Source organism: Plantactinospora sp. CA-294935, assembly GCF_050936445.1.
Classification (GTDB): Bacteria; Actinomycetota; Actinomycetes; order Mycobacteriales; family Micromonosporaceae; genus Plantactinospora.
In genome coordinates this window covers 2,700,228-2,721,660 of the sequence record NZ_JBNJMU010000001.1, presented here as the reverse complement: position 1 = coordinate 2,721,660, position 21,433 = coordinate 2,700,228, and the positions used below count along the sequence as shown (strand labels likewise).

Below are 21,433 nucleotides of genomic sequence, written 5' to 3'. Positions count from 1 at the left end.
AATCAGCCGCCCGTTCCACCGTTATCAGAGGAGACGTCGATGAGCCGCAAGCTCACCCGCCCCCGGGACAACCGCATGATCGCCGGTGTCTGCGCCGGCCTGGCCCGCCGCTTCGGCATGTCCGCCGGAATGATGCGGCTGCTCTTCATCCTCTCGCTGCTGCTGCCCGGCACGCAGGTGGTGGTCTACCTGGCGCTCTGGATCATCATGCCGAACGAGGACCGCCACTACGTCGCGGCGCACTGACCCGACCACACCGGCCCGGCTCGGCCGCGCCGATGCTGCCGGCCGGGCGGTCAGCCCCGCCGACGCTGCCCGGGCAGGTCGGCCGGACCGCCGCCCAGGCCGAGGCGCTGTTCCGTGATGCGTCGCCGGATGCCACCGGCGGTCGCCTCGACCTCGTCGGCGAGCAGGGCGGACCGGTACCGGCTCCGCCGGCGTAGCACGGTCAACAGCCCGGCCTGGATGCCGAGGACCACGACCGCGAACCCGGCGACGACCGCGGCGGTCCGCCCCGGTCCGGCGTGGTCGGATGCCAGGGCGACCGCGACGGCGACGACGGTGAGCACGCTCCACACGCCGAGTCCGGCAGAGATCACCAGATGGTCGCGCAGCCATCGCCGCAGCCCGCGGTCGCGTCGGGCGTGCAGCGCCGGCACCGTCTCGTCGGTGAGTTTCGTCAACAGCGCGCCGAGCCGGTCCCGTTCCCCGGCCGGCATCCCGGCAAGCCGTTCCGCCTCGGCACGCACCCGCCGGAGTACGTAGCGGACCTTCACCCGGTCGTCGACCGGTATCGACTCCGGCGGCCACACCTGCGCGAAATCGGCCTGGCGTACGGCCCGGACACCGGCCCAGATGACCATGGCCAGCGGCAGCGGCAGCGCCATCAGCAGGCCCAGGTACGCCAGCAGGGAGTCACCGTCCCCGGTGACGATGTTGATGCCGTACCCGCTGGTGGCCGCGACGATCACGGCGGCGGCCGGGCCCCGGACGTGGGTGAGGTAGACGTCCTGCCGGGCCCCCTCGACCAGCCGGTCGAGCGGACCGAACCAGTTCCGCAGCAGGTGTACGACCAGGTTGGCGACGAGGACGACCGCCATGACCAGGATGGACCAGATCGCGGCCCCGAACAGCAGTGGTGGCTCGTCGGCCGACGGTGCCGCCAGCACGCTCAGGGCCGCGCCGGTCACGGCTGGACGTAGGTGATGGTGACCTGCTCGTAGCCGAGCGAGCGGAGCATCTGGTCCAGCATCTTCCGGGTGTTCTCCTGGGCGCGCTCGCCGAGCCCGCTGCTCCGGGCCGAGTCGGCGATCTTCTGCTCGGCCTTGAGGTAGACCTCGCGCTGCCGGTTCGGGTCGCTGCCGAAGACCTCGCCGAGCTGGTTGAGGATGCCGCGCTTCTCGGCGAAGACGTAGCTGCGCTCCAGGTCGAGGTTGACCTGGCCGAGCTGCGGTGCCGGCAGCTTGATCTCCACCGACTTCCGGTCGGCGGAGGCCACCACCGCGTCGTCGCGGAGCTGACCGAAGTCGACGTACGCGTCGACGGTGCCGGCCCCGACGAAGAGGGTGCGCTCGCCGAGCAGGAACTCCGGAACGTACTTGCGGTTCTGCTCCAGGTCGACGACGACCTCAAAGTTGCCCTCGGCCGCGACGTATCGGCTGAGGTCCTGGATCGACTTCAGCAGCGGCGGCTGGCTGCGGTCGGTCTCCTCCTTGGCGAACGGGTTGCGCCAGTCCGGCAGGATCCCGCTGACCTGCACGCCGAGCACCAGCACGGCGACCACGCCGATGACGCCGACCAGGACGAACAGGCCACGGCCCCATCGGCTGCCGCCGGTCGGCTCCAGTTCGGACCGGTCCGGTCGGGCCTCGTCGGTGTCGGGCGGGCGGGTGCCGTCCGCCGCGCCGTCGGACCAGGGGTCGGCCGGGCCGGGCGGCGTGGCCTGCCCTTTCGCATAGCCGGGGAACTCACGCGTGGGCTGGTTGACATCGCCTTCTGGGGACATCCGCCCTCACCGTCCTTGTCGAGGAGCACCTAGGGAAAACGGTACGGCCCCGGTACGACACCCGCGAGTCGAGCCCGACCGACCCGGCTCGGTCTCACGTTTACCCAGCTCAGGACGGCATCACCGGCGGTGGTGGGACAGCCGGAGGTAGGCTCGCCGTGGCGGTCGTGACTGGCGTCGGGTGGAGCACCACCGGGAAGCGGGCGCCGGGCTCGACTCCGTCGCCGTACGCCTGGGCGCCGGGGCTTTCCACGTCGAGAGGAAAAGCCCCGTGACCGTGTCCGAGACCCGTACCCCCGAGGTCCACACCGCCCGGCCGCTGCCGGGTGGTCCCGTCGCCGAGGCGGTCTTCGCCGAGGTCACCGCCCGGGTCGCCGCGCTGCGCCGGACCGGTGTCGTGCCGAGCCTGGCGACGATCCTGGTCGGCGACGACTCCGCCAGCGCCGGCTACATCCGGATGAAGCAGCGGCGCGCCGCCGACCTCGGCTTCGCCTCACCGCACATCCACCTGCCCGGCACCGCCGGCCAGGCCGACCTGGTCCGGGCGATCCGCGAGTTCAACGAGGACCCGCAGGTGCACGCCATCCTGGTGCAGCACCCCACTCCGGCCCACCTGGACTACCCGGCGGCGATCCTCACGATCGACCCGGCCAAGGACGTCGACGGGCTGCACCCGGAGAGCCTGGGCCGGCTCGCCGCCGGGCTGCCCGGCCCGGTCCCGTGCACCCCGGCCGGGATCGAGGCGCTGCTCGCCTTCCACCAGATCCCGGTCGCCGGCCGCGACGTGGTGGTCCTCGGCCGCGGTACGACCCTGGGCCGCCCGTTGTCGCTGCTGCTCGGCCAGAAGCGACCCACCGCCGACGCGGCGGTGACCGTGGTGCACTCCGGGGTACCCGACTGGGCGCGGCACACCCGGCGGGCCGACATCGTGGTCGCCGCGGTGGGCGTACCCGGAATCGTGCGGCCGGAGCACCTGCGGCCCGGCGCGGTCGCGATCGGCGGCGGGGTCCGCTACCAGGGACGGCGGCTGTTGCCCGACCTCGACGAGGCGTGCGCGTCGGTCGCCGGGGCGATCACGCCCCGGGTCGGCGGGGTCGGCCCGACCACCGTGGCGATGCTGTTCCGCAACGCCGTCGAACTGGCCGAGCGGCAGTCCACCGCTTCGACGGGTGACCCGGAACACCTCGACCGATAGGTTCGCGGTGCAGCGAATCGACGGCGGCCGGCGTTTAGGAGCCCGGAGGAGGACCCTGTGGCCCACGGTGCGTTCAGCGACGCCGAGGAGTTCGCTCGGGCGCGGCTGGACGCTTTGCGGCGGTTCGCGTACCTGATCAGTGGCAGCGCGGCCGAGGCGGACGACCTGGCCCAGATCGCGGTGGTCGAGGTCTGGCAGCGGTGGCCGAAGGCCGGCCAGAACCCCGAGGCGTACGCCCGGCAGGTGATCGTGACCCGCAACGTGAGCCGGTGGCGGCGGCGGCGCCGGGAGGTGCTGACCGACGACGTCGAGCACCGGCCGGACGATCCGGCCGCGACCGCGGTGGGCAACGGCGCGCTGTGGCAGGCGTTGCAGCAGCTCGGCGAGGCGGAACGGACGGTCGTGGTGCTGCACGTGCTGTACCGGTACACGTTCAGCGAGATCGCCGGCATCTGCGACGAACCTCCGGGCACGGTTTCCAGCCGGTACGCGAGAGCCAAGCGTGCGCTGCGGGCGCACCTGGCCCCCGCACAGTCGACGATTCGGAGCGGACGTGGTTGACGAGGAAGGCCCGGTGGACGACCGGCTCGCCCAGGAGCTGGCCGCCACCCTGACCCAGGCACAGGACGCCCTGCCGGCGGCCGCTCCCGGGGCGGTCGCCGCGATCCGCCGGCGCTACCGGCGGAAACAGCGGCAGCGGGCCGGGCTGGCCAGCCTGGCGGTGGCGGTCCTGGTGCTGGCGGTGACCCTGACCGGGGCGGAACTGACCCGGGGAGTGCCGTCGGAGCCACCGGTCGGCGAGGGGGCGCGGGGGACGATCCGGGTCTGGGCGATCACCCAACCGGGCGCCGAGCCCGCGCTGTGGAAGCTGGTGAACCGGTACAACCGGAGCGCCGAGGTCGACGTGGATCTCAGCACCTTCGGCAACGAGGAGTACAAGGAGAAGCTGCGGGAGGTCGGCTCGCCGGAGGGCCCGGACGTCTTCGCCAGTTGGGGTGGTGCGAACCTGACCGGGCTGGCCCGGGACGGGCTGCTCGCCGACCTGACCCCACTGCGGGACGAGCCCGCGATCGCCGGCCGGTTCCTGCCCAGCGCGCTCGCCGGCGGCGTGGTGGACGGCCGGCAGTACGGCATCCCGATGAGCGGTACCCACCCGGTGGTGCTCTTCTACCACAAGGGCGTCTTCGCCGACGCCGGCGTGCGGCCGCCGCGCAGCTACGCCGAGCTGCTCTCCCTGGTGGAGACGTTCAAGGCCCGGAGGATCACCCCGGTCGCCCTAGGCGGCGCCCACGGGTGGACCGAGCTGATGTGGGTGATGTATCTGGCCGAGCGGATCGGCGGCCCGGGTACCACCGCCGACATCGTCGCCGGCCGTCCCGGTGCCTGGTCGAAGCCGGCGGTGGTGCAGGCGCTGCGGGAGGCGCAGGCACTCGCCGTGCGGGGCGCCTTCGGTACCGACTTCGCCTCGACCGGCTACGACGACGGTGCCGCCTCCGGGGAGCTGGCCAGTGGCCGGGCCGCCATGCAGCTGATGGGGACCTGGGAATATCCGACCCAGCTCGCCCGGAACCCGGACTTCGTGGCCGATGGCGACCTCGGCTTCGTGCCGTTTCCGGCGGTCTCCGGCGGGGCCGGGGACCCGGCCGACCTGGTCGGGGTGCCGACCCACTACTTCTCGATGGTGGCCGGCGGCCGGCATCGGGAGGCGGCGCTGGAGTTCGTCCGGGCGGTCGCGTCGGACGACTACCTGGACGACCTGGTCGCCGACGGCGAGGTGCCGCCGGTGAGCGACGCGGCCGACCGGCTGCGTGGTACGAAGCACGGCGGGTTCGGCACCTCGGTGCACGAACTGGTCACCCGGGCCCCGTCGTACGGGCTGGCCTGGGACCAGGCGTTGGCGCCGGCGGCCGCCACGGCACTCCTCGACAGCCTGCGCCGGCTGTTCCAGGGGGAACTCACTCCGGAGCAGTTCGTGGCGGCGATGGCGGAGGCCGGCTGAGCAACCCGAGCCAGAAGGTGCTGGCGTACCACAGCCTCCGATCCACATAGCATCTCCCGCGACTTCCGGGAAGAACGATCCGGCCGTCACAAAGTGTCGGATCTCTGACAGTTGGCCCGGCAGCAAACCCGGGTCCGGCTCGCGTTCCGGTAGGGATCGACGCGCATCCGTCCCCGCGCGCCGGCCCCCGCCGGTTCCGGCCGGCGGCTGATGTCGAACCACACCCTGGAGGCCTTGTCTCGATGAGAAAACTTCGGATAGCCCTGGTCGGCGTGCTCGCGGCCGGCGCGCTCTACCCGGTCGGGCCGTCGACCGCCACCGCGGCCCCGACCCACGCGCCGCTCGGTGTCGCGCAGGCCAAGGGCGGCTCCGCCGCACACGTACCCGGCGGGACGGCCACGGACCTTCCGCTGCGGGTACTGGCCAGGTGGCACGACCTCGGCATCGGTACCGCGATCGACATGAACGCGCTGGAGACCGACGCACCGTACCGGGAGCGGGCGGCCCGGGAGTTCTCCGCGGTCACCGCCGAGAACGTGATGAAGTGGTCGGAGCTGGAGCCGACCCGGGGCGAGTACAACTGGGGCCCGGCCGACGAGCTGATCGAGTTCGCCCGGCGCAACGGGCAGAAGGTGCACGGCCACACCCTGCTCTGGCACAGCCAGCTCCCCGCCTGGCTGACCGACGGCGTCGCCGACGGATCGATCGACTCCGCGGAGCTGCGCGACATCGTGCGCAACCACATCACCACGGTGATGAAGCACTTCCGGGGCAAGGTACGGGCCTGGGACGTGGTCAACGAGGCGTTCACCGACGGCGACGCCCCGGTGCTCCGGGACACCATCTTCCGCCAGCACCTCGGCCCGGACTACATCGCCGACGCGCTGCGCTGGGCGCACGCGGCCGACCCGCGGGCCAAGCTCTTCCTCAACGACTACGCGATCGACAACATCAACCCGAAGAGCACCGCCTACTACGAGCTGGCCAAGCAGCTCCGCAAGCAGCGGGTGCCGCTGCACGGCATGGGTTTCCAGGGCCATCTGGACCTCCAGTACCCGCTGCCGATCGACGCCCCGCAGAACCTGGCCCGCTTCGACAGGCTCGGCCTGGAGACCGCGTTCACCGAGGTCGACGTGCGGTTCTTCCTGCCCGTCGACACCTACAAGGAGGCCGGGCAGGTGGGTAGCTTCAACACCCTGCTGACCGCCTGCCTGCTCACCCCGCGCTGTGTGATGTTCACCGTGTGGGGCTTCACCGACAAGTACTCCTGGGTGCCCGGCTTCTTCGACGGCCAGGGCTCGGCCACCCCGCTGGACGAGAACCTCCAGCCGAAGGCCGCCTACCGGGGCCTCCAGCAGGTACTCGCCGTCGCCTCCGACCCGAACAGCAGGCGCGGCTTCTAGGAGGTCGGTCGGGAACGGGTCCGGCCCGTGCCCGTTCCCGGCCACCTCACCCTCGACCATCTCCCCACCACCCGGTCTCCGGCCGGTCCGGCCCCACCGCCGGACCGGCCGGAGCCGAGCAGGGCCGCCGAGACGAGCTGGCGAAGCGCGACGACGATCGCGGCGCCGGCGAGATCGGTCCAGCTCTCCAGGGTGGCCAGCCGGACCAGGCTGGCCGCCACCAGCAGGTCGAGCAGCACCCGCAGCGCCGTACGCCACGAGCCGGTGGTCAGCAGGGTCACCGCCGCCACCGCCAGGGCGAGCGCGGTGAGCAGGGTACCGAGTCCCCTCACCGTCGCCCCGTCCCGGCCGACCCGGCCCGGTCCGCCGGGGCACCGCCGTCCGGGGTGCCGAGCTGGCGCTGCTCCTGCCGGATCTCCCGGCCGAGGAAGTAGTTCAGCGCCGTCCGGATGGTGGCGATCGCGGCCAGCCGGCCGAGCTGGCCGAAGGTCGGCGAGACCGCGGTACGCAGGATGTCTGCGGCGAGCTGGAACTCCAGCCCCAGGGTGAGGAACCGGCCCAGCGACAGCCGGATCGGGGTGAAGACGGCGGCCGACCGGAGCCGGATCCCGGCCACCACGAACCGGCCGGCGGTCCAGACCGCGCCGACGAAGATCACCGCCGCGCCCACCGCCTCGACGACGGTGACCAGCACCTGGACGACGCGAGCCAGCAGTTCCTCGGGCAAGCCGCCGCGACCCTTACTCCGGCGACCAGCGGGTGTCCGGCCGGGGCACTCGCTCACCGTCGACGAACAGGTCGACCTTCTCGTTGAAGAACGCCACCATCCCGGCGATCGGCTGTATCAGGTGGGTGGGGAAGTCGTACGACCAGGCCACGTCGTGGTGCGTGGTGTCGGCGACCCGGACCGACCAGTAGTTGCTGGTCCGGCCCTTGTACGGGCAGGCGGTCTCCGTCCCGGTGGGAATCAGCCGGCTGAGGTCCACCTCGGCCCGGTTCAGGTAGTACCGGGTGGGCACGCCGGTCTCGAAGACCAGCACCGGCGAGCCCGTCTCGGCCAGCACCTCGCCGTCGATCTCGACCCGGACCCGCCGGGTCGACCGCAGCGCGTCCACCCGGGCGTACGGGTCACGCGGGTGCACGAAGACCTCCTCGTCCTCCTCGAACCAGGTGTCCAGGGTGTCCCACTCGAAGCGCACCATGTCGGCCAGCCCCTCGACCGACTTCTCGGTGTGCACCCGGACGCAGCCCGAGTGGTAGGTGTCGCCCACCCGGATCCCGTACTGCCGGGCCGTACCGACGCTGTACTGCTCCATGTCGTGCTCGTCGACCAGCAGGTCCTGGCGGATGTCCCGGAGCGGGATGTAGTAGTGCGGGTAGTGCTGCGCCTCCCAGACGTACCGGGCGCCGGTGGTGTCGAAGACCCACTCGCCGTTGAGCAGGCCGCGGATCCGCCGGGCGCAGGGTTCGACGTGGTCGGTCGGTACGATCGTGCGTGGATAGAGGGACATGGCTTCTCCTCCGCGGTTCGGGGTCTGGTCAGGCCCCCTGGCCCTGGTTCTGCATCAGGCCACCGTCCACGAAGTACGTCGAGCCGGTGACGTAGTCGGCGTCGGAGCTGGCCAGGAAGACCGCCACCCGACCGATCTCGACCGGCTCCGCGGCCCGCTTGAACGGGATGCTCTGCACCTGCTCCTCCAGGTACTTCGGGTCGTCGATGGCCCGCTGGTTGAACGGGGTGAGCACCATGCCCGGCCCGATGTTGTTGACGTTGATCCCCATCGGCGCCAGTTCCAGCGCCATGCTCTTGGCGAGGTTGAGCAGCGCGCCCTTGCTGGTGTCGTAGTCCGAGCCGCCGGCCCGGGCCACCTCCTGGTGGATCGAGGTGATGTTGATGATCTTGCCCTTGCCGCCCTGGTCCCGGCGGTGCCGGGCGAACCGCCGCGAGCAGAAGAAGGCGCCGTAGACGTTGATCCGGATCGACCTGTCCCAGGTCTCGGTGTCCAGGTCGATCACCGGGATGCCCGAGGCGTCCACCCCGGCGTCGTTGATCAGCACGTTCAGCTCGCCGAACTCGGCCAGCGCGGTGTCGAACATCGCCTCCACCTGGTCCTCTTCGCTGATGTCGCCGCGCACCACCACGGCCCGCCGGCCGGCCTGCTCCACCTGCTGCCGGGTGTGCTGTGCGCCGTCGTGGTCGTGCAGGTAGTGCACCACCACGTCGGCACCCTCCTTGGCGAACTCGATCGCGGTGGCCTGACCGATTCCGGAATCCGAACCAGTGATCAGCGCCGTCGTTCCTTCGAGCCGTCCAGTCATCAGCTTCCTCCCCCTGTCGGCACCGCCTCGTCCGAGGCGGTGGTGAGTTCCCAGGCCGCGCTGATCAGTCCGATGTGCGAGAACGCCTGCGGGAAGTTCCCGAGCTGCTCCCCGGTGTGCGGGTCGACCTGCTCGGCGAGCAGCCCGAGGTCGTTGGCGACGCCCGCCACGTTCTCGAACATCGCCGCCGCCCGGTCCCGTTCGCCGGCCAGCACCAGACACTGCACCAGCCAGAAGGAGCAGATCGTGAACGCCGCCGGGTCGCCCGCCCAGCGCCGGACCAGGCCACCCCGGGAGAGCCGCTCCTCGATCAGCCGGATGGTCTCCCGCATCCGGCCGTCGGTGGCGGGCAGGAAGCCGGCAAGCGGCATGAGCAGCACGCTGGCGTCGAGCTGGTCCGAGCCGAAGGCGCCGGTGTAGGCACCGACCTGCGCGTTCCAGCCCTCCCGGAGTACCGTCTCCCGGATCTCGTCCCGGACCGCCACCCAGCGGGCCAGGTCGTCGGGGTCGCCCAGCCGGTCGCCGAACCGCACCGCCCGGTCCAGCGCCACCCAGCAGCCCACCTTCGACGACACGTAGTGCCGGGCGGCGTCCCTGGCCTCCCACATCCCGGCATCCGGCTCCCGCCACCTGGTCACCGCCTGGTCGGCGAGGCTGCGCAGCAGGTCGCGGACCTCCGCGCGCATCGGGTCGAGGTAGTCCCGCAGCCACCAGGCCGCGTCCAGCACCTCGCCCGGCACGTCGAGCTGGTGCTGCCGCCACGCCTCGTTGCCGACCCAGACCGGTGAGCTGTTGGCGTAGCCGCGCAACGTCTCGATGCGGCGCTCGGTCAGGTCCCGCTCCCCCTCCACGCCGAACATGATCGGCACCGGCTCCCCGTCGATCCGGCCGACCGCCGAGGCGACCCAGCCGAAGAGCCGGTTCGCCTCCGTCGGGCAGGCCGCGACCCAGAGCGCCCGCAGCGTCAGGCTGAAGTCGCGCAGCCAGGCGTACCGGTAGTCGTAGTTGCGGTCACCGCCGAGTTCCTCGGGCAGCGAGGTGGTGGCGGCGGCCACCACCGCGCCGCTCGGCACGTAGGTGAGCCCCTGCAACACCAGGGCGTTGCGCCGGACCAGTTCCGGATAGCGGCCCTGGTAGTCGTGGTGCGCCGCCCAGGACCGCCACCCCTCGACCGTGTCGCCGAACGCGTCCGTCTCGTCCACCGGATGCGGCGCCATCTCGTGGAAGGTCGGCCGGTAGGCGAGGACGAAGGTCTCCCGCTGCCCGGCATCGACGGTGAGCCGGGCCGTCGCCTCGGCGCCCTGCACGGTCAGCGGCACCGGGGCGGTCAGCGCCAACGTCGTCGGCCCGGAGGTCGCGGTCAGTTCGCCGTCCCGCCACACCAGGTACGCGGTCCGCCGGCCGTACTCGAACCGGGGGCAGTAGGACAGCTCCATCGGAACGGTCCCGGAGAGGCCCTCCACCACCCGGACCAGGATTCCGGGGGACCGACGCCCGATTCCGTGTCCCCGGGCACCCGACTCCAGCAGCAGCCCGTCGGTCAGCGACACCTCGCCGTGCTCGGTCCGGAACACCGTACGCAGCACCAGCGTGTCGGGCAGGTAGTTCCGGCGGACCTCGAAGCGCTCGGCCGGCCGGATCCACCAGTGCCCACCGTTGACGTCCAGCAACCGGCAGAAGACCGAGGGCGCGTCGAACCGCTCCGGGCACCACCAGTTGACCGAGCCGGAGCGGTCGACCAGCGCGGCGCTGCGCCCGTCGGCCAGCAACCCGTACTCGGCGATTCCTCCGGCCCCCACGCGGCGGGCTACCCCCGGGCGGCGGCTCTAATCCCGCAGGTCAGCCGGGACGGGCGGGGTACCCGCGACTTGACAACAGGAACTTAGGTCAGGCTAACCTACTGCACCGGGCGCACCGATCGCCCGTATCGACCGACAGACCCGCTCTGCGCAGCGGTCACCAAGGAGCACCACGACATGCCGCACCCCCGTCAGTTCACCCGCCGCAACCTGCTCGGCGCGGCCGGCGCGCTCGGCCTCACCGCCCTGCTCGGCGCCTGCGGCCAGGACGACGATCCCGGTACGGACACCGGCACCGGGGGCGCGTGGAGCTTCACCGACGACCGGGGCCAGACCGCGTCCGCCGCGAGCCGGCCGAACCGGGTCGTCGCGTTCGTCGGCACCGCCGCCGCGCTGTACGACTTCGGCGTCACCGAAGCGCTCGTCGGGGTGTTCGGCCCGACCAAGCGCGCCGACGGCAGCCCGGACGTGCAGGCCGGCGAGCTGCCGGTGGCCGGGCTGACCGTCATCGGCAACACCTGGGGCGAGTTCAACATCGAGGCGTACGCCTCGGTCAAGCCCGAACTGCTGGTCACGCACGAGTACGAGAAGAACTCGCTCTGGTACGTACCGGACGAGAGCAAGGACAAGATCGTCCCGTTGGCTCCCACCGTGGCCCTGGTCGCCTCGCGGGCCCCGCTGGACAGGGTGATCGGCCGGCACGCCGACCTCGCCGCCGCGCTCGGTGCCGACCTGAACGCGTCGAAGGTCACCGAGGCCAAGGCCCGGTTCGAGGCCGCCGCCGCCAGCATCCGGGCGGCGGTCGCGGCCAACCCGGGAATCCGGGTGCTCGCCTGTTCCGCCGCCGAGGAGCTCTTCTACGCCTCCAACCCGGGCGTCAACTCCGACATCCTCTACTACAAGTCCCTGGGCGTGGACGTCGTGGTGCCGGGCAAGCTCGACGACGGCGGCTACTTCGAGAGCCTGAGCTGGGAGAACGCCGACAAGTACCCGGCCGACCTGCTGCTGCTGGACAACCGCAGCTCCACGCTCCAGCCCAAGGACCTGACCAGGAAGCCGACCTGGAGCCAGCTCCCGGCGGTGAAGGCCAACCAGATCGTCGGCTGGAACAGCGAGCCCCGGTTCTCGTACGCCGGCAGTGCCGCCGCCCTGGAGACGCTGGCCAGCGCGCTCCGCTCCGCCCGCAGGGTCGCCTGAGGCGGCGGGGTGCCGGGTCAGCCGGCGAACGCGGACAGCCCGGTGAGCCGCTGCCCGATCACCAACTGGTGGATCTCCGAGGTGCCCTCGTAGGTCAGCACGCTCTCCAGGTTGTTGGCGTGCCGGAGCACCGGATATTCGCCGCTGATGCCGTTCGCGCCGAGGATGGTCCGGCACTGCCGGGCGATGGCGATCGCCTCCCGGACGTTGTTCAGCTTGCCGACGCTGACCTGCTCCGGCCGGAGCCGGCCGGCGTCGGCCAGCCGGCCCAGGTGCAGGGCCAGCAGATAGCCCTTCTGCAACTCGACCGCCATGTCGGCCAGCTTGGCCTGGGTGAGCTGGAAGCCGGCGATCGGCCGGCCGAACTGCTCCCGGCTGGTGGCGTAGTCGATCGCGGCGTGCAGGCAGTCCCGGGCGGCGCCGAGCGCACCCCAGACGATGCCGTACCGCGCCTCGGTCAGGCAGCTCAGCGGGGCCCGCAGCCCGGTCGCGGCCGGCAGTTGGGCGTCGGCCGGCAACCGGACCTCGTCGAGCACGATCTCCCCGGTCGAGGAGGCGCGCAGCGACATCTTGCGCCGGATCTCCCGCGCCGTCACCCCGGGCGTCCGGATGGGTACGACAAAACCCCGCACCCCCTCGTCGGTACGCGCCCAGACGACGGCGAGATCGGCGACCGGCGCATTGGTGATCCACATCTTGCCGCCGCTCAGCACCCAGTCGGAGCCGTCCCGGCGGGCCCGGGTCGTCATCGAGGCGGGGTCGGAGCCGTGGTCCGGCTCGGTCAGCCCGAAGCAGCCGATCAGCTCGCCGGCCGCCATCCGGGGCAGCCAGTGCTGCTTCTGCTCCTCGGATCCGTACCGCCAGATGGCGTACATGGCCAGCGATCCCTGCACGGACACCAGGGACCGCACTCCGGAGTCGCCGGCCTCCAGCTCCAGGCAGGCCAGCCCGTACGCGACGGCCGAGGCGCCGGCGCAGCCGTACCCGGTCAGGTGCATGCCGAGCAGGCCGACCTTGCCGAACTCGACGGCCAGTTCCCGCACCGGGGCCTGGCCGGCCTCGTACCAGCCGGCGACGTGCGGGCGTACCCGGGTCGCCACGAGCTGGCCCACCACGGACCGGATCTGCCGGTCCTCCTCGGTCAGCGAACCGTCCAGGTCGAGCAGGTCGAGCGGGGGTGTCCCGCCCCGACTGGGAGCCTCGGTCATGACCGCCACCCTAACGGCCGGCCAGCGGGCGTCCTCGGGGTCAGGAGGCCGGCAGCACCAGGACCCGGGCGTGGATCTGGTTGCGCTGCTGGAGCGCGGCGCGCAGTGCGCGGTGCAGTCCGTCCTCCAGATAGAGACCGCCGCCCCACTGCACGACGTGCGGGAAGAGGTCGCCGTAGAAGGTGGAGTCCTCGGCGAGCAGCTTGTCCAGCGCGAGTTCCCGCTTGGTCGTGATGAGCTGGTCGAGGCGCAGCGGGCGTGGCGGGATCTCTGCCCACTGCTTCAACGTGAGCCCGTGGTCCGGGTAGGGACGCCCGTCCCGAACCGCTTTGAAGATCACGACGGCACGCTCCTCCCCATGGCCGTGCTGGCCCGACCCCTTGCTGCTACTCCGGCGGCCCGCCACCTGCGCGAGCCGCACCGTACCGATGACGCCCGTCAGCCTAGCGACCTCCGACGAGCTCTTGGTTTGTCCACGGATGTCAGTTTCGTTACTACCTCCGGTGACATCCTGACCCGCGTCGGTCAGGATGTCAGCCCCACCGTCCTCGGTGCACCACCTGCTCCACCGGCCGGCGACCACGTCGCAACGACGACGATCGATGATCCGGCGCCGGATAACCGATGCTGAGCGCGCCGATCGGGGTGAGGCCCTCCGGCACTCCGAACGCCTCCCGGAACGGGCCGATCCGCTCCGGCGGAATGCCGAAGAAGCAGGCGCCGAGCCCGGAGTCCACCGCGGTCAACAGCATCAGCAGTGCGGCGAAGCCGGTGTCGACGTACCAGTACGGCACCGGCCAGCGGGCCTCGTCGCGGTCCGTCCACCCCTTGTCCGGCTCGGCGTACCGGTCGAGGTAGGCGGAACGGTCCGCCAGCGGTACGACGATCAGCGGTGCCCGCCGCATCCCGGTCAGCCACCGGCTCTGCCCCTCGGCGGCCGGGTCGCGCCGGGCGCCCTCCGGGGTGGTCGCCGTCCAGAACAGCTCGCGGTCCGCCGGCTCGGTCAGCACCAGGAACGCCCAACCCTGGGAGAACCCGGCCGACGGGGCCCGGACGGCGTGCTCCAGCAACCGGTCCACCAACTCCGGCGGTACCGGCCGGTCCGGGTCGTAGTTGCGCACCATCCGCCGCCGCCGGACGACCGTCGAGAACTCCATCGCGCGCCCCTCCACGCTCTCGCCGAGGCGTCAGGCGCCGGGCCGGATGCCCCAGCTCCCCTGCCAGGTCTGTCCCGGTTCGAGGACGATCACGTCCCGGCCGGAGCGGAACGCGTCCGGCGGGCAGGTCATCGGCTCGACCGCCACCGACCGCCGGTAGCGGTCGCCGAGCAGGGTGTCCCCGGTGAAGACCTGCCACCAGCCGAACGACGGGTCGGCCCAGATGCTCACCGCCGCCTCCGGATCCGGGCCGGAGAGCGTGACGCTGGAACCCCAGTCGTGCGTCAGCGCCGGGTCGAGGTCGCCGAAGGCCAGGTCGAGGACGGCCCGGCCGATCCGGCGCGGCTCGGTGAAGTCGTACTCCCCGCCGGTCACCTTGGCCGCGCCGATCGGCAGCAGCCGGCCGTCCAGCAGCAGCCGGCTGCGCCCCGGTACCCGCAGCCACAGGTCGTCCACGGCGACCCCGGGCAGCCGCAGGTAGGGGTGCACCGAGAAGCCGAACGGGCAGGGCGCCTTGCCGACGTTGGTCGCCTCGTGGCGTACCCGCAGCCCGTCGGCGCCGACCCGCCACTGCGCGCGCAGCGACAGCGGCCACGGGTAGCCGACCTGGGCCGGCATCTCGCAGCCCACCACCACCGCGTCCGGGCGCTGCTCGACCAGCCGCCAGGGCAGCCAGTTGACCAGACCGTGGATCGCGGTGTGCCGCTGCGGCTCGGTCAGCGGAAGCTGCAACTCCTGGCCGGCGAAGGTGTACTGGCCGTCGCGGATCCGGTTCGGCCACGGGGCGAGCACCTGACCCGCGCTGCCGGCCGGCAGTTCGTCCTCCGGGTACCCGTCGAGGTAGTCGACGCCGTTCGCCCGGTACGCCCGCAGCCCACCACCGACCTCGACCACCACGGCCTCCTGGCCGGCGGCCGAAATGGTCCACTGTGCACCGGAGAGCGGCCGGGCCGCCTTGACGTTGTCCATGCCGGGACGATAGCCGTTACCCGGCGGCGGCGCCCGGCTGGCCGGACGCCGCGCCGCCGCCGGAGCCGGAACCGGCGGCCGCACCGGCCGGCCCGGAACCGGCGGACCCGGCACCGGCGGGTGCGCCCGGCTCGGCATCCTCGTCGCCCGGCTGCGGCGCCCGGTACCGCACCAGCGCCGGGAAGAAGATCCCCAGCAGCAGCGCGAGGATGGCCGCGACCACCCCGCCGCCGACCCAGGCGAAGCCGACCCCGAAGGCGGCGGCGGTGGTTCCGGCGCGCAGGTCACCCAGCCGGGGGCCACCCGCGACCACCGTGATGTTCACGCCCTGCAACCGGCCGCGCAGCCGGTCCGGGGCGTAGACCTGCAACATCGACTGCCGGAAGACCGCACTGACCAGGTCGGCCGCCCCGGCCACCGCGAGCAGCAGGACGGCCAGCCAGAGCTGCCGGGCCAGCCCGGCGACGGCGATCGCCAGCCCCCAGCCGACCACCGCACAGACCAGGGCCAGCCCCTGCCGGCGTACCCGGCTGATCCAGCCCGAGGTGAGCCCGCCGAGCACCGACCCGATCGCGATCGCGCTGAACAGCCAGCCGACCGCCGAACCGCCGCCGAACCGCTCCTGCGCCACCTCGGGGAAGAGCGCCCGGGGCATCGCCAGCACCATCGCGATGATGTCGACGGCGAAGGAGAGCAGCAGCACCGGAGTGGTGGCCAGGTAACGGAACCCGTCCACCACGCTGGCCAGGCCGGCCCGCCGGGGCGGTCCGCCGTCGTCCAGCGGCGGCATCGAGGGGAGCCGGTAGGTGGCCCAGAGCGAGACGGTGAAGAGCACCGCGTCCACCCCGTACGCCACCGGCAGCACCGCCTCGACCGGTCCGACCGAGAAGACCAGGCCGGCGGCGAGCGGACCGAGTACCCCACCGGCGGTGGAGGTGGTGTAGCCGAGCGTGTTCGCGGCCGGCACCAGCGAGGTGGGTACCAGCCGGGCGATGATCGCCTGTCGGGCCGGCGAGCTGATCGCGAACGCGGTCGTCTGCACCGCCACCAGCACCAGCAGCAGGACCGGGCTGCCGACCCGGAACAGCGCCTGGAGCAGCAGCCCGAGCGTGGAGATCCACATCAGCACCGAGCTGGCCAGCAGCAGTTTGCGCCGGTCCACCGCGTCGGCGACGGCACCACCCCAGAGGCCGAAGACCAGCAACGGGACGAATCCGGCGATGCCCAGCAGGCCGACCCAGAACGACTTCTCGGTCAGCGCGAACATCTCCACCGGTACCGCGACCGCGGTGAGCTGGAAGCCGAACATCGAGACGCCATTGCCGATCCAGAGCCGCCGGTACGCCGGCACCCGCAACGGACGTACGTCCATCGCCCACCGGGCGAACCGGCCCCCGGACCGCGCCTTCCCGACGGCGGCCGGCTCGGCGGTCTCGCCCGGCCCCGGTGCGGGGGAGTCGACGACCGTCCCGCCGTCCGGCGCCGGGTCGCCGCCGACCCGGTCGGCGTCGGGGTCAACGTCGGTCAAGGCGCCAGCCGCTCAATGATCCAATCGTCCGCACCGGTCAGACGGTAGCGCAGTCGATCGTGCAGCCTGCTGGCCCGTCCCTGCCAGAACTCCACCGTCGCCGGCACCACCCGCAGGCCACCCCAGTGTGGCGGTGCCGGCACCGGTACGCCGTCGGGAAACCGCTCGGCGGCGGCCCGGAACCGGTCATCCAGCGCGGCCCGGTCGGAAAGCACCTCCGACTGCGGGCTCGCCCAGGCCCCGAGCTGCGACCCGCGCGGCCGGGCGGCGAAGTACGCCTCCGTCTCGGCCCGGTCGACCGGCCCGATCGTGCCGCAGATCACCACCTGGCGCTGGATCGGATACCACGGCAGCAGCAGGCTGGCGTACGGGTTGACCCGCGCCTCGGAGCCCTTGCGCGACCCGTAGTTGGTGTAGAACACCAGCCCGCGCCCGTCGTACCCCTTCAGCAGGACGGTCCGGGTGCTGGGCCGGCCCTGCGCGTCGGCGGTGGCCACCACCATCGCGTTCGGCTCGGGGAGCCCGGCCGCGACCGCGTCGAGGAACCAGCGGTGGAACTGTGTCCACCAGTCGGGCGCCAGGTCCGCCTCGGCGAGCCCGTCGGCCGACCCGTACTCCCGGCGCAGCTCGGCCGGCGGTGTGTCCCGCATCACGTCACATCCCTGTTCGTCGATCGAAAGCGGAGGACCGGCACCGACCCGCTCAGCCGGCGGGCGACCCCGGTGCCGGCCCGTCCTTGCCGCGTCGTGTCGCGCGTAGCACAACCGTGACCTCTCGCAAAGTTAGTTACCCAGCAGGCAAGATGGCACGAATACATCGCTGAGTTCGCCAAGGGTTCGCGCCGGGTACCGCCGGGTGGGCCCTGAATGCACGGACGACCCATCCAGGAGCGCGCATGTCCGACTTCAAACCGGGGCTGGAAGGCGTGATCGCCTTCGAGACCGCCATCGCCGAGCCTGACAAGGAAGGAGGGGCGCTGCGCTATCGCGGGGTCGACATCGAGGACCTGATCGGCCAGGTCTCCTTCGGCAACGTCTGGGCCCTGCTCGTGGACGGCCGGTTCGGTCCCGGCCTGCCCCCGGCCGAACCGTTCCCGGTGCCGGTGCACTCCGGCGACATCCGGGTCGACGTGCAGTCCGCGGTGGCGATGCTGGCGCCGTACTGGGGGCTGTCCCAGTTCCTCGACATCTCCGACGAGCAGGCCCGGGAGGACCTGGCCCGGGTCTCGGTGACCGCGCTCTCCTTCGTCGCCCAGTCGGCGCGCGGGCTCGGCCTGCCGGCCGTACCACAGAAGGAGATCGACAAGGCGGAGACCATCGTCGAGCGGTTCATGAAGCGCTGGCGGGGCGAACCCGACCCACGGCATGTCAAGGCCGTCGACGCCTACTTCATCTCCGCCGCCGAGCACGGTCTGAACGCCTCCACCTTCACCGCCCGGATCGTCGCCTCGACCGGTGCGGACGCCGCCGCCTGCATCTCGTCGGGCATCGGCGCCCTCTCCGGCCCGCTGCACGGCGGCGCACCGTCCCGGGTACTGCACATGATCGAGGCGGTGGAGCGCAGCGGCGACGCCGAGGGGTACGTCAAGGGCGTACTCGACCGGGGCGAGCGGCTGATGGGCTTCGGCCACCGGATCTACCGGGCCGAGGACCCGCGCGCCCGGGTGCTCCGGCGTACCGCCAAGGAGCTGGGCGCGCCCCGTTTCGAGATCGCCGAGGCGCTGGAGAAGGCCGCCCTGGAGGAGCTGCACAACCGCAAGCCGGACCGGGTACTCGCCACCAACGTCGAGTTCTGGTCGGCCGTGGTGCTCGACTTCGCCGAGGTACCGGCGCACATGTTCACCTCGATGTTCACCTGTGCCCGGATGGGCGGCTGGAGCGCGCACATCCTGGAGCAGAAGAAGCTGAAGCGGCTGGTCCGGCCGGCCGCCCGGTACACCGGCCCCGGGCAGCGCCTGCCCACCGAGGTGGAGGGCTGGGACGCCGTCCCGCACGACGCCTGAGCTGCGCGAAGGGCCCCACTCCGACCGCTGCCGCGGACCGGGGAGGGGTCCTTCGGCGTGTCCGGGTCCGACGCCGGGACGGATGTGGGGCAGACCTCAGTCGCCGCGGTGGGATCGTCCCCCGGGCCGCGCGGCCGAGGTGCGAGGATGGGGTGGCGGCAGCGTCGCCGGATCAACCGCTCGGCTCACGGGCCTCTCGGCCCACCGGAAGGACCTTCGTAACCGTGGCTGACGTATCGACCATTCGGATTCCCGACGAGATCAAACCCGCTGACGGCCGGTTCGGCTGCGGCCCTTCCAAGGTGCGTCCGGCGGCGGTCTCCGCGCTGGCCGACGTCGCCACGACGTACCTCGGCACCTCGCACCGGCAGAAGACCGTGCGCGACCAGGTCGCCCGGCTGCGCCGGGGCATCGCCGAGTTCTTCTCCCTGCCCGAGGGCTACGAGGTGGTGCTCGGCAACGGCGGCACCACCGCCTTCTGGGAGGTGGCCACCTTCGGGCTGGTGCGGGACCGGGCCCAGTTCGCCAGCTTCGGCGAGTTCGGCGCCAAGTTCGCCAAGTCGGTCAAGGATGCGCCGTTCCTCGGCGAGCCCACCGTGCGCAAGTCCGACCCGGGCACCGCGCCGTCGCTGGTCGCCGAGGCCGGCGTCGACGTCTACGCCACCCCGCACAACGAGACCTCGACCGGTGTCGCGGTGCCGATCCGCCGGGTGGCCGGTGCCGACGACGACGCGCTGCTGCTGGTCGACGCGACCTCCGGGGCGGGCGGCCTGGAGGTGGACGTCCGGGAGACCGACGTCTACTACTTCGCCCCGCAGAAGTGCTTCGGCTCCGACGGCGGGATCTTCCTCGCCCTGATGTCGCCGGCCGCGCTGGCCCGGGCGACCGAGATCAAGTCCTCGGGGCGCTACATCCCGGCCTTCCTCGACCTGGTCACGGCGATCGACAACTCGCGGCTGGAGCAGACGTACAACACCCCGGCGCTGGCGACGATCTTCCTGGCCGCCGAGCAGACCGACTGGATGAACGCGCAGGGCGGGCTGGCCTGGGCGGCCAAGCGCACCGCCGAGAGTGCCGCCATCGTGTACGGCTGGGCCGAGCGCTCCGCCGTGACGACGCCCTTCGTGACCGATCCGGCACTGCGCTCCAATGTGGTGGCCACGGTCGACTTCGCCGACGGTGTCGACGCGACCGCGATCGCCAAGGCGCTGCGGGCGAACGGGATCGTCGACACCGAGCCGTACCGCAAGCTCGGCCGCAACCAGCTCCGGATCGCGCTCTTCCCGGCCGTCGAGCCCGCCGACGTGGAGGCGCTGACCACCTGCGTCGACTACGTGGTCGACCGGCTCTGAGTCGAACCGTCCCTCGGGTCGGGCCGGTCGGCCGGACCGCCCGACCCGAGTGATCAATTCGTGCAGCTCACCCGCGACATGCGGGCGCGCCTCTCCCCAACGGGTGACGGAGCAGCGTACCGTGTGACGAGGACGCCCGGGTGTCTGACCTGTGGCGTGGGGCCAGCGAGGCGGGACGGAGGCAACGCGATGCGGCCAGTACGCTTCGTCGCCCTCTCCGAGGACGGCCAGGCCATGGTGCTCACCGACGAGGTGGGCCGTCTTCTCGCGCTGCCGATCGACGAACGGGTCGCGACCGTCCTGCACAACGAGCCCGGCAGCGCACCACTGGCTGCGGTCGGTCCCGGCACCGAGCCGGCGCCCTCGCTGTCACCACGGGACATCCAGGCCCGGATCCGTTCCGGCGAGTCCGCCGAGGACGTGGCCCGGATCGCCGGGGTTCCGGTCGACCGGGTGCTGCGCTACGCCGGCCCGGTGCTCCAGGAGCGGGCGATGCTCGCCCAGCACGCCCGGCGGACCCGGCTGAGGAACGCGGAAAACCAGGCGCCGCTCGCCGAGATCGTCGACGGCCGGCTCTCCCAGCACGGCATCGACACCGAGAAGATCTCCTGGGACGCCTACCGGCGCGACGACGGCACCTGGCGGATCGTCGCGACCTGGCCTTCCGGCAAGGCCACCGCCCAGGCGATCTGGGATCTCGACAAGGCGCGCCAGGCGGTGACGCCGCACGACGACATGGCGCAATACCTCTGCGCCGAGCGCCCCGCGCCACTGCTCGGCCAGGAGCCCGCGCCGGAACGCGGCGGCCACGCCCTGCCCGGTCCGTCCAGGGTGGAGCCGAGTCGTGGCGGGCACGGCCTGCCGGCGGCGGCCGGCGACCACGCCCGGCCCGGCCGGGATCCGATCCGCGCCGGCCGGGACGCGCTGCTCGCCGGGCTCGACCGGCCGCTCGGCTCGACCGCCGGGCGCGGGCTCGACCCGGCCGCGTCGATGGCGTCGCCGGACGCGCCCCGGCAGCGTCCGGTCTCCGGTGGTGCCGCCGCGCTGCTCGGCGGCGGCTCCGGCTCCGCGTTCGACGACGACGCCGACGCACCGAAGGAGGTCCCGGCGGTGCCGTCGCTGGCGGTGCTCCGGCCGCGCCGCGCCGCCACCGGGCCGGGCTCCGGTGACTCCGGTGACGCCTCCGGCAAGCCGCGCAAGCGCCTGCCGAGCTGGGACGACGTCCTCTTCGGCAGCGGCCCCGCCGCCCGCGAAACCTCCTGACGACCTGGTCGTTCCCGCGGGGGTCTGCGGTACCGTC

Annotated in this window: 21 protein-coding genes, 1 pseudogene and 1 riboswitch; of the genes and pseudogenes, 9 read left to right on the top strand and 13 right to left on the bottom strand. The window is 72.4% G+C overall.

The window, feature by feature from the left end; translation table 11 throughout:
• Positions 1–39 precede the first annotated feature (39 nt).
• Positions 40–246, top strand: a complete 207-nt coding sequence (locus ACQEVC_RS12220) for a PspC domain-containing protein (protein WP_318398782.1) — start codon at positions 40–42, stop codon at positions 244–246.
• A 50-nt stretch (positions 247–296) separates the two neighbouring features.
• Here ACQEVC_RS12220 and ACQEVC_RS12215 read toward each other — a convergent pair whose 3' ends face one another.
• Both ACQEVC_RS12215 and ACQEVC_RS12210 read right to left on the bottom strand, forming a co-directional pair.
• The gene (locus tag ACQEVC_RS12215; RefSeq protein WP_432876351.1) at positions 297–1,190 is read right to left on the bottom strand and encodes a hypothetical protein; all 894 of its coding nucleotides are present in this window, start codon (positions 1,188–1,190) and stop codon (positions 297–299) included.
• On the bottom strand, positions 1,187–2,005 hold the full coding sequence (locus tag ACQEVC_RS12210; protein WP_432876349.1) for a DUF4230 domain-containing protein: 819 nt from the start codon (positions 2,003–2,005) through the stop codon (positions 1,187–1,189). Before ACQEVC_RS12210 ends, ACQEVC_RS12215 begins: the two co-directional genes overlap by 4 nt.
• Before the next feature lie 157 nt (positions 2,006–2,162).
• A riboswitch (ZMP/ZTP riboswitch) is annotated at positions 2,163–2,250 on the top strand.
• 26 nt (positions 2,251–2,276) lie between these two features.
• Between ACQEVC_RS12210 and ACQEVC_RS12205 the strand changes: the two genes are divergently transcribed.
• The 4 genes from ACQEVC_RS12205 to ACQEVC_RS12190 all read left to right on the top strand — a co-directional run bounded on the left by ACQEVC_RS12205 (position 2,277) and on the right by ACQEVC_RS12190 (position 6,602).
• Positions 2,277–3,200 (top strand): bifunctional 5,10-methylenetetrahydrofolate dehydrogenase/5,10-methenyltetrahydrofolate cyclohydrolase, encoded by a 924-nt coding sequence (locus tag ACQEVC_RS12205; RefSeq protein WP_432876347.1) that lies wholly within the window; start codon positions 2,277–2,279, stop codon positions 3,198–3,200.
• A 57-nt stretch (positions 3,201–3,257) separates the two neighbouring features.
• Complete coding sequence (locus tag ACQEVC_RS12200; RefSeq protein WP_432876345.1) at positions 3,258–3,761, top strand: RNA polymerase sigma factor; 504 nt, start codon at positions 3,258–3,260, stop codon at positions 3,759–3,761.
• Positions 3,754–5,199 (top strand): extracellular solute-binding protein, encoded by a 1,446-nt coding sequence (locus tag ACQEVC_RS12195; RefSeq protein ID WP_432876343.1) that lies wholly within the window; start codon positions 3,754–3,756, stop codon positions 5,197–5,199. Before ACQEVC_RS12200 ends, ACQEVC_RS12195 begins: the two co-directional genes overlap by 8 nt.
• Before the next feature lie 242 nt (positions 5,200–5,441).
• Positions 5,442–6,602 carry an endo-1,4-beta-xylanase gene (locus ACQEVC_RS12190; RefSeq protein ID WP_432876341.1) on the top strand — a complete coding sequence of 387 codons (1,161 nt, stop codon included), beginning with the start codon at positions 5,442–5,444 and terminating at the stop codon, positions 6,600–6,602.
• On the opposite strand, the gene ACQEVC_RS12185 is transcribed toward ACQEVC_RS12190, so the two are convergent.
• From ACQEVC_RS12185 to ACQEVC_RS12165, 5 genes are read right to left on the bottom strand one after another with little or no spacing between them, the layout of a single operon-like run.
• Complete coding sequence (locus ACQEVC_RS12185; protein ID WP_432876339.1) at positions 6,599–6,934, bottom strand: hypothetical protein; 336 nt, start codon at positions 6,932–6,934, stop codon at positions 6,599–6,601. The two genes, ACQEVC_RS12190 and ACQEVC_RS12185, sit on opposite strands and share 4 nt — an antisense overlap.
• The gene (locus ACQEVC_RS12180) at positions 6,931–7,329 is read right to left on the bottom strand and encodes a DUF1622 domain-containing protein (protein ID WP_432876337.1); all 399 of its coding nucleotides are present in this window, start codon (positions 7,327–7,329) and stop codon (positions 6,931–6,933) included. The genes ACQEVC_RS12185 and ACQEVC_RS12180 overlap by 4 nt, the downstream gene beginning before the upstream one ends.
• Before the next feature lie 13 nt (positions 7,330–7,342).
• Entirely contained in the window at positions 7,343–8,113 is a 771-nt protein-coding gene (locus tag ACQEVC_RS12175) for a DUF427 domain-containing protein (RefSeq protein WP_432876335.1), read from the bottom strand.
• Positions 8,114–8,141: 28 nt separating this feature from the next.
• Positions 8,142–8,921 (bottom strand): glucose 1-dehydrogenase, encoded by a 780-nt coding sequence (locus ACQEVC_RS12170; RefSeq protein WP_432876333.1) that lies wholly within the window; start codon positions 8,919–8,921, stop codon positions 8,142–8,144.
• Entirely contained in the window at positions 8,921–10,720 is a 1,800-nt protein-coding gene (locus ACQEVC_RS12165; protein WP_432876331.1) for a glycoside hydrolase family 15 protein, read from the bottom strand. The genes ACQEVC_RS12170 and ACQEVC_RS12165 overlap by 1 nt, the downstream gene beginning before the upstream one ends.
• A 177-nt stretch (positions 10,721–10,897) precedes the next feature.
• Here ACQEVC_RS12165 and ACQEVC_RS12160 point away from each other — a divergent pair, with 177 nt between their 5' ends.
• Positions 10,898–11,917 (top strand): ABC transporter substrate-binding protein, encoded by a 1,020-nt coding sequence (locus ACQEVC_RS12160; RefSeq protein WP_432876329.1) that lies wholly within the window; start codon positions 10,898–10,900, stop codon positions 11,915–11,917.
• 17 nt (positions 11,918–11,934) lie between these two features.
• Here the strand turns inward: ACQEVC_RS12160 and ACQEVC_RS12155 are convergent, their stop codons facing one another.
• From ACQEVC_RS12155 to pdxH, 6 genes and pseudogenes are all read right to left on the bottom strand, one after another.
• Entirely contained in the window at positions 11,935–13,125 is a 1,191-nt protein-coding gene (locus tag ACQEVC_RS12155) for an acyl-CoA dehydrogenase family protein (RefSeq protein ID WP_432876327.1), read from the bottom strand.
• 40 nt (positions 13,126–13,165) lie between these two features.
• Positions 13,166–13,465 (bottom strand): type II toxin-antitoxin system VapB family antitoxin, encoded by a 300-nt coding sequence (locus ACQEVC_RS12150; RefSeq protein ID WP_130461735.1) that lies wholly within the window; start codon positions 13,463–13,465, stop codon positions 13,166–13,168.
• A gap of 193 nt (positions 13,466–13,658) precedes the next feature.
• Positions 13,659–14,282 (bottom strand): nitroreductase family protein, encoded by a 624-nt coding sequence (locus tag ACQEVC_RS12145; protein ID WP_432876325.1) that lies wholly within the window; start codon positions 14,280–14,282, stop codon positions 13,659–13,661.
• Positions 14,283–14,312: 30 nt separating this feature from the next.
• On the bottom strand, positions 14,313–15,251 hold the full coding sequence (locus ACQEVC_RS12140; RefSeq protein ID WP_432876323.1) for an aldose 1-epimerase family protein: 939 nt from the start codon (positions 15,249–15,251) through the stop codon (positions 14,313–14,315).
• Between the two features lie 127 nt (positions 15,252–15,378).
• A pseudogene (locus ACQEVC_RS12135) lies at positions 15,379–16,623 on the bottom strand (MFS transporter); the annotation flags it as partial.
• 152 nt (positions 16,624–16,775) lie between these two features.
• Positions 16,776–17,429: a pyridoxamine 5'-phosphate oxidase gene (pdxH, locus tag ACQEVC_RS12130; RefSeq protein WP_432876321.1), complete on the bottom strand. Its 654-nt coding sequence runs from the start codon at positions 17,427–17,429 to the stop codon at positions 16,776–16,778.
• Positions 17,430–17,674: 245 nt separating this feature from the next.
• Here pdxH and ACQEVC_RS12125 point away from each other — a divergent pair, with 245 nt between their 5' ends.
• The 3 genes from ACQEVC_RS12125 (at position 17,675) to sepH (ending at position 21,396) form a co-directional block, all read left to right on the top strand.
• Positions 17,675–18,781, top strand: a complete 1,107-nt coding sequence (locus ACQEVC_RS12125) for a citrate synthase 2 (protein WP_318398798.1) — start codon at positions 17,675–17,677, stop codon at positions 18,779–18,781.
• 224 nt (positions 18,782–19,005) lie between these two features.
• A complete protein-coding gene (gene serC, locus ACQEVC_RS12120; RefSeq protein WP_432876319.1) occupies positions 19,006–20,133 on the top strand; it encodes a phosphoserine transaminase in 1,128 nt (375 codons plus the stop codon).
• A gap of 189 nt (positions 20,134–20,322) precedes the next feature.
• Entirely contained in the window at positions 20,323–21,396 is a 1,074-nt protein-coding gene (gene sepH / locus ACQEVC_RS12115) for a septation protein SepH (RefSeq protein WP_432876317.1), read from the top strand.
• The last annotated feature ends 37 nt before the right edge of the window (positions 21,397–21,433 follow it).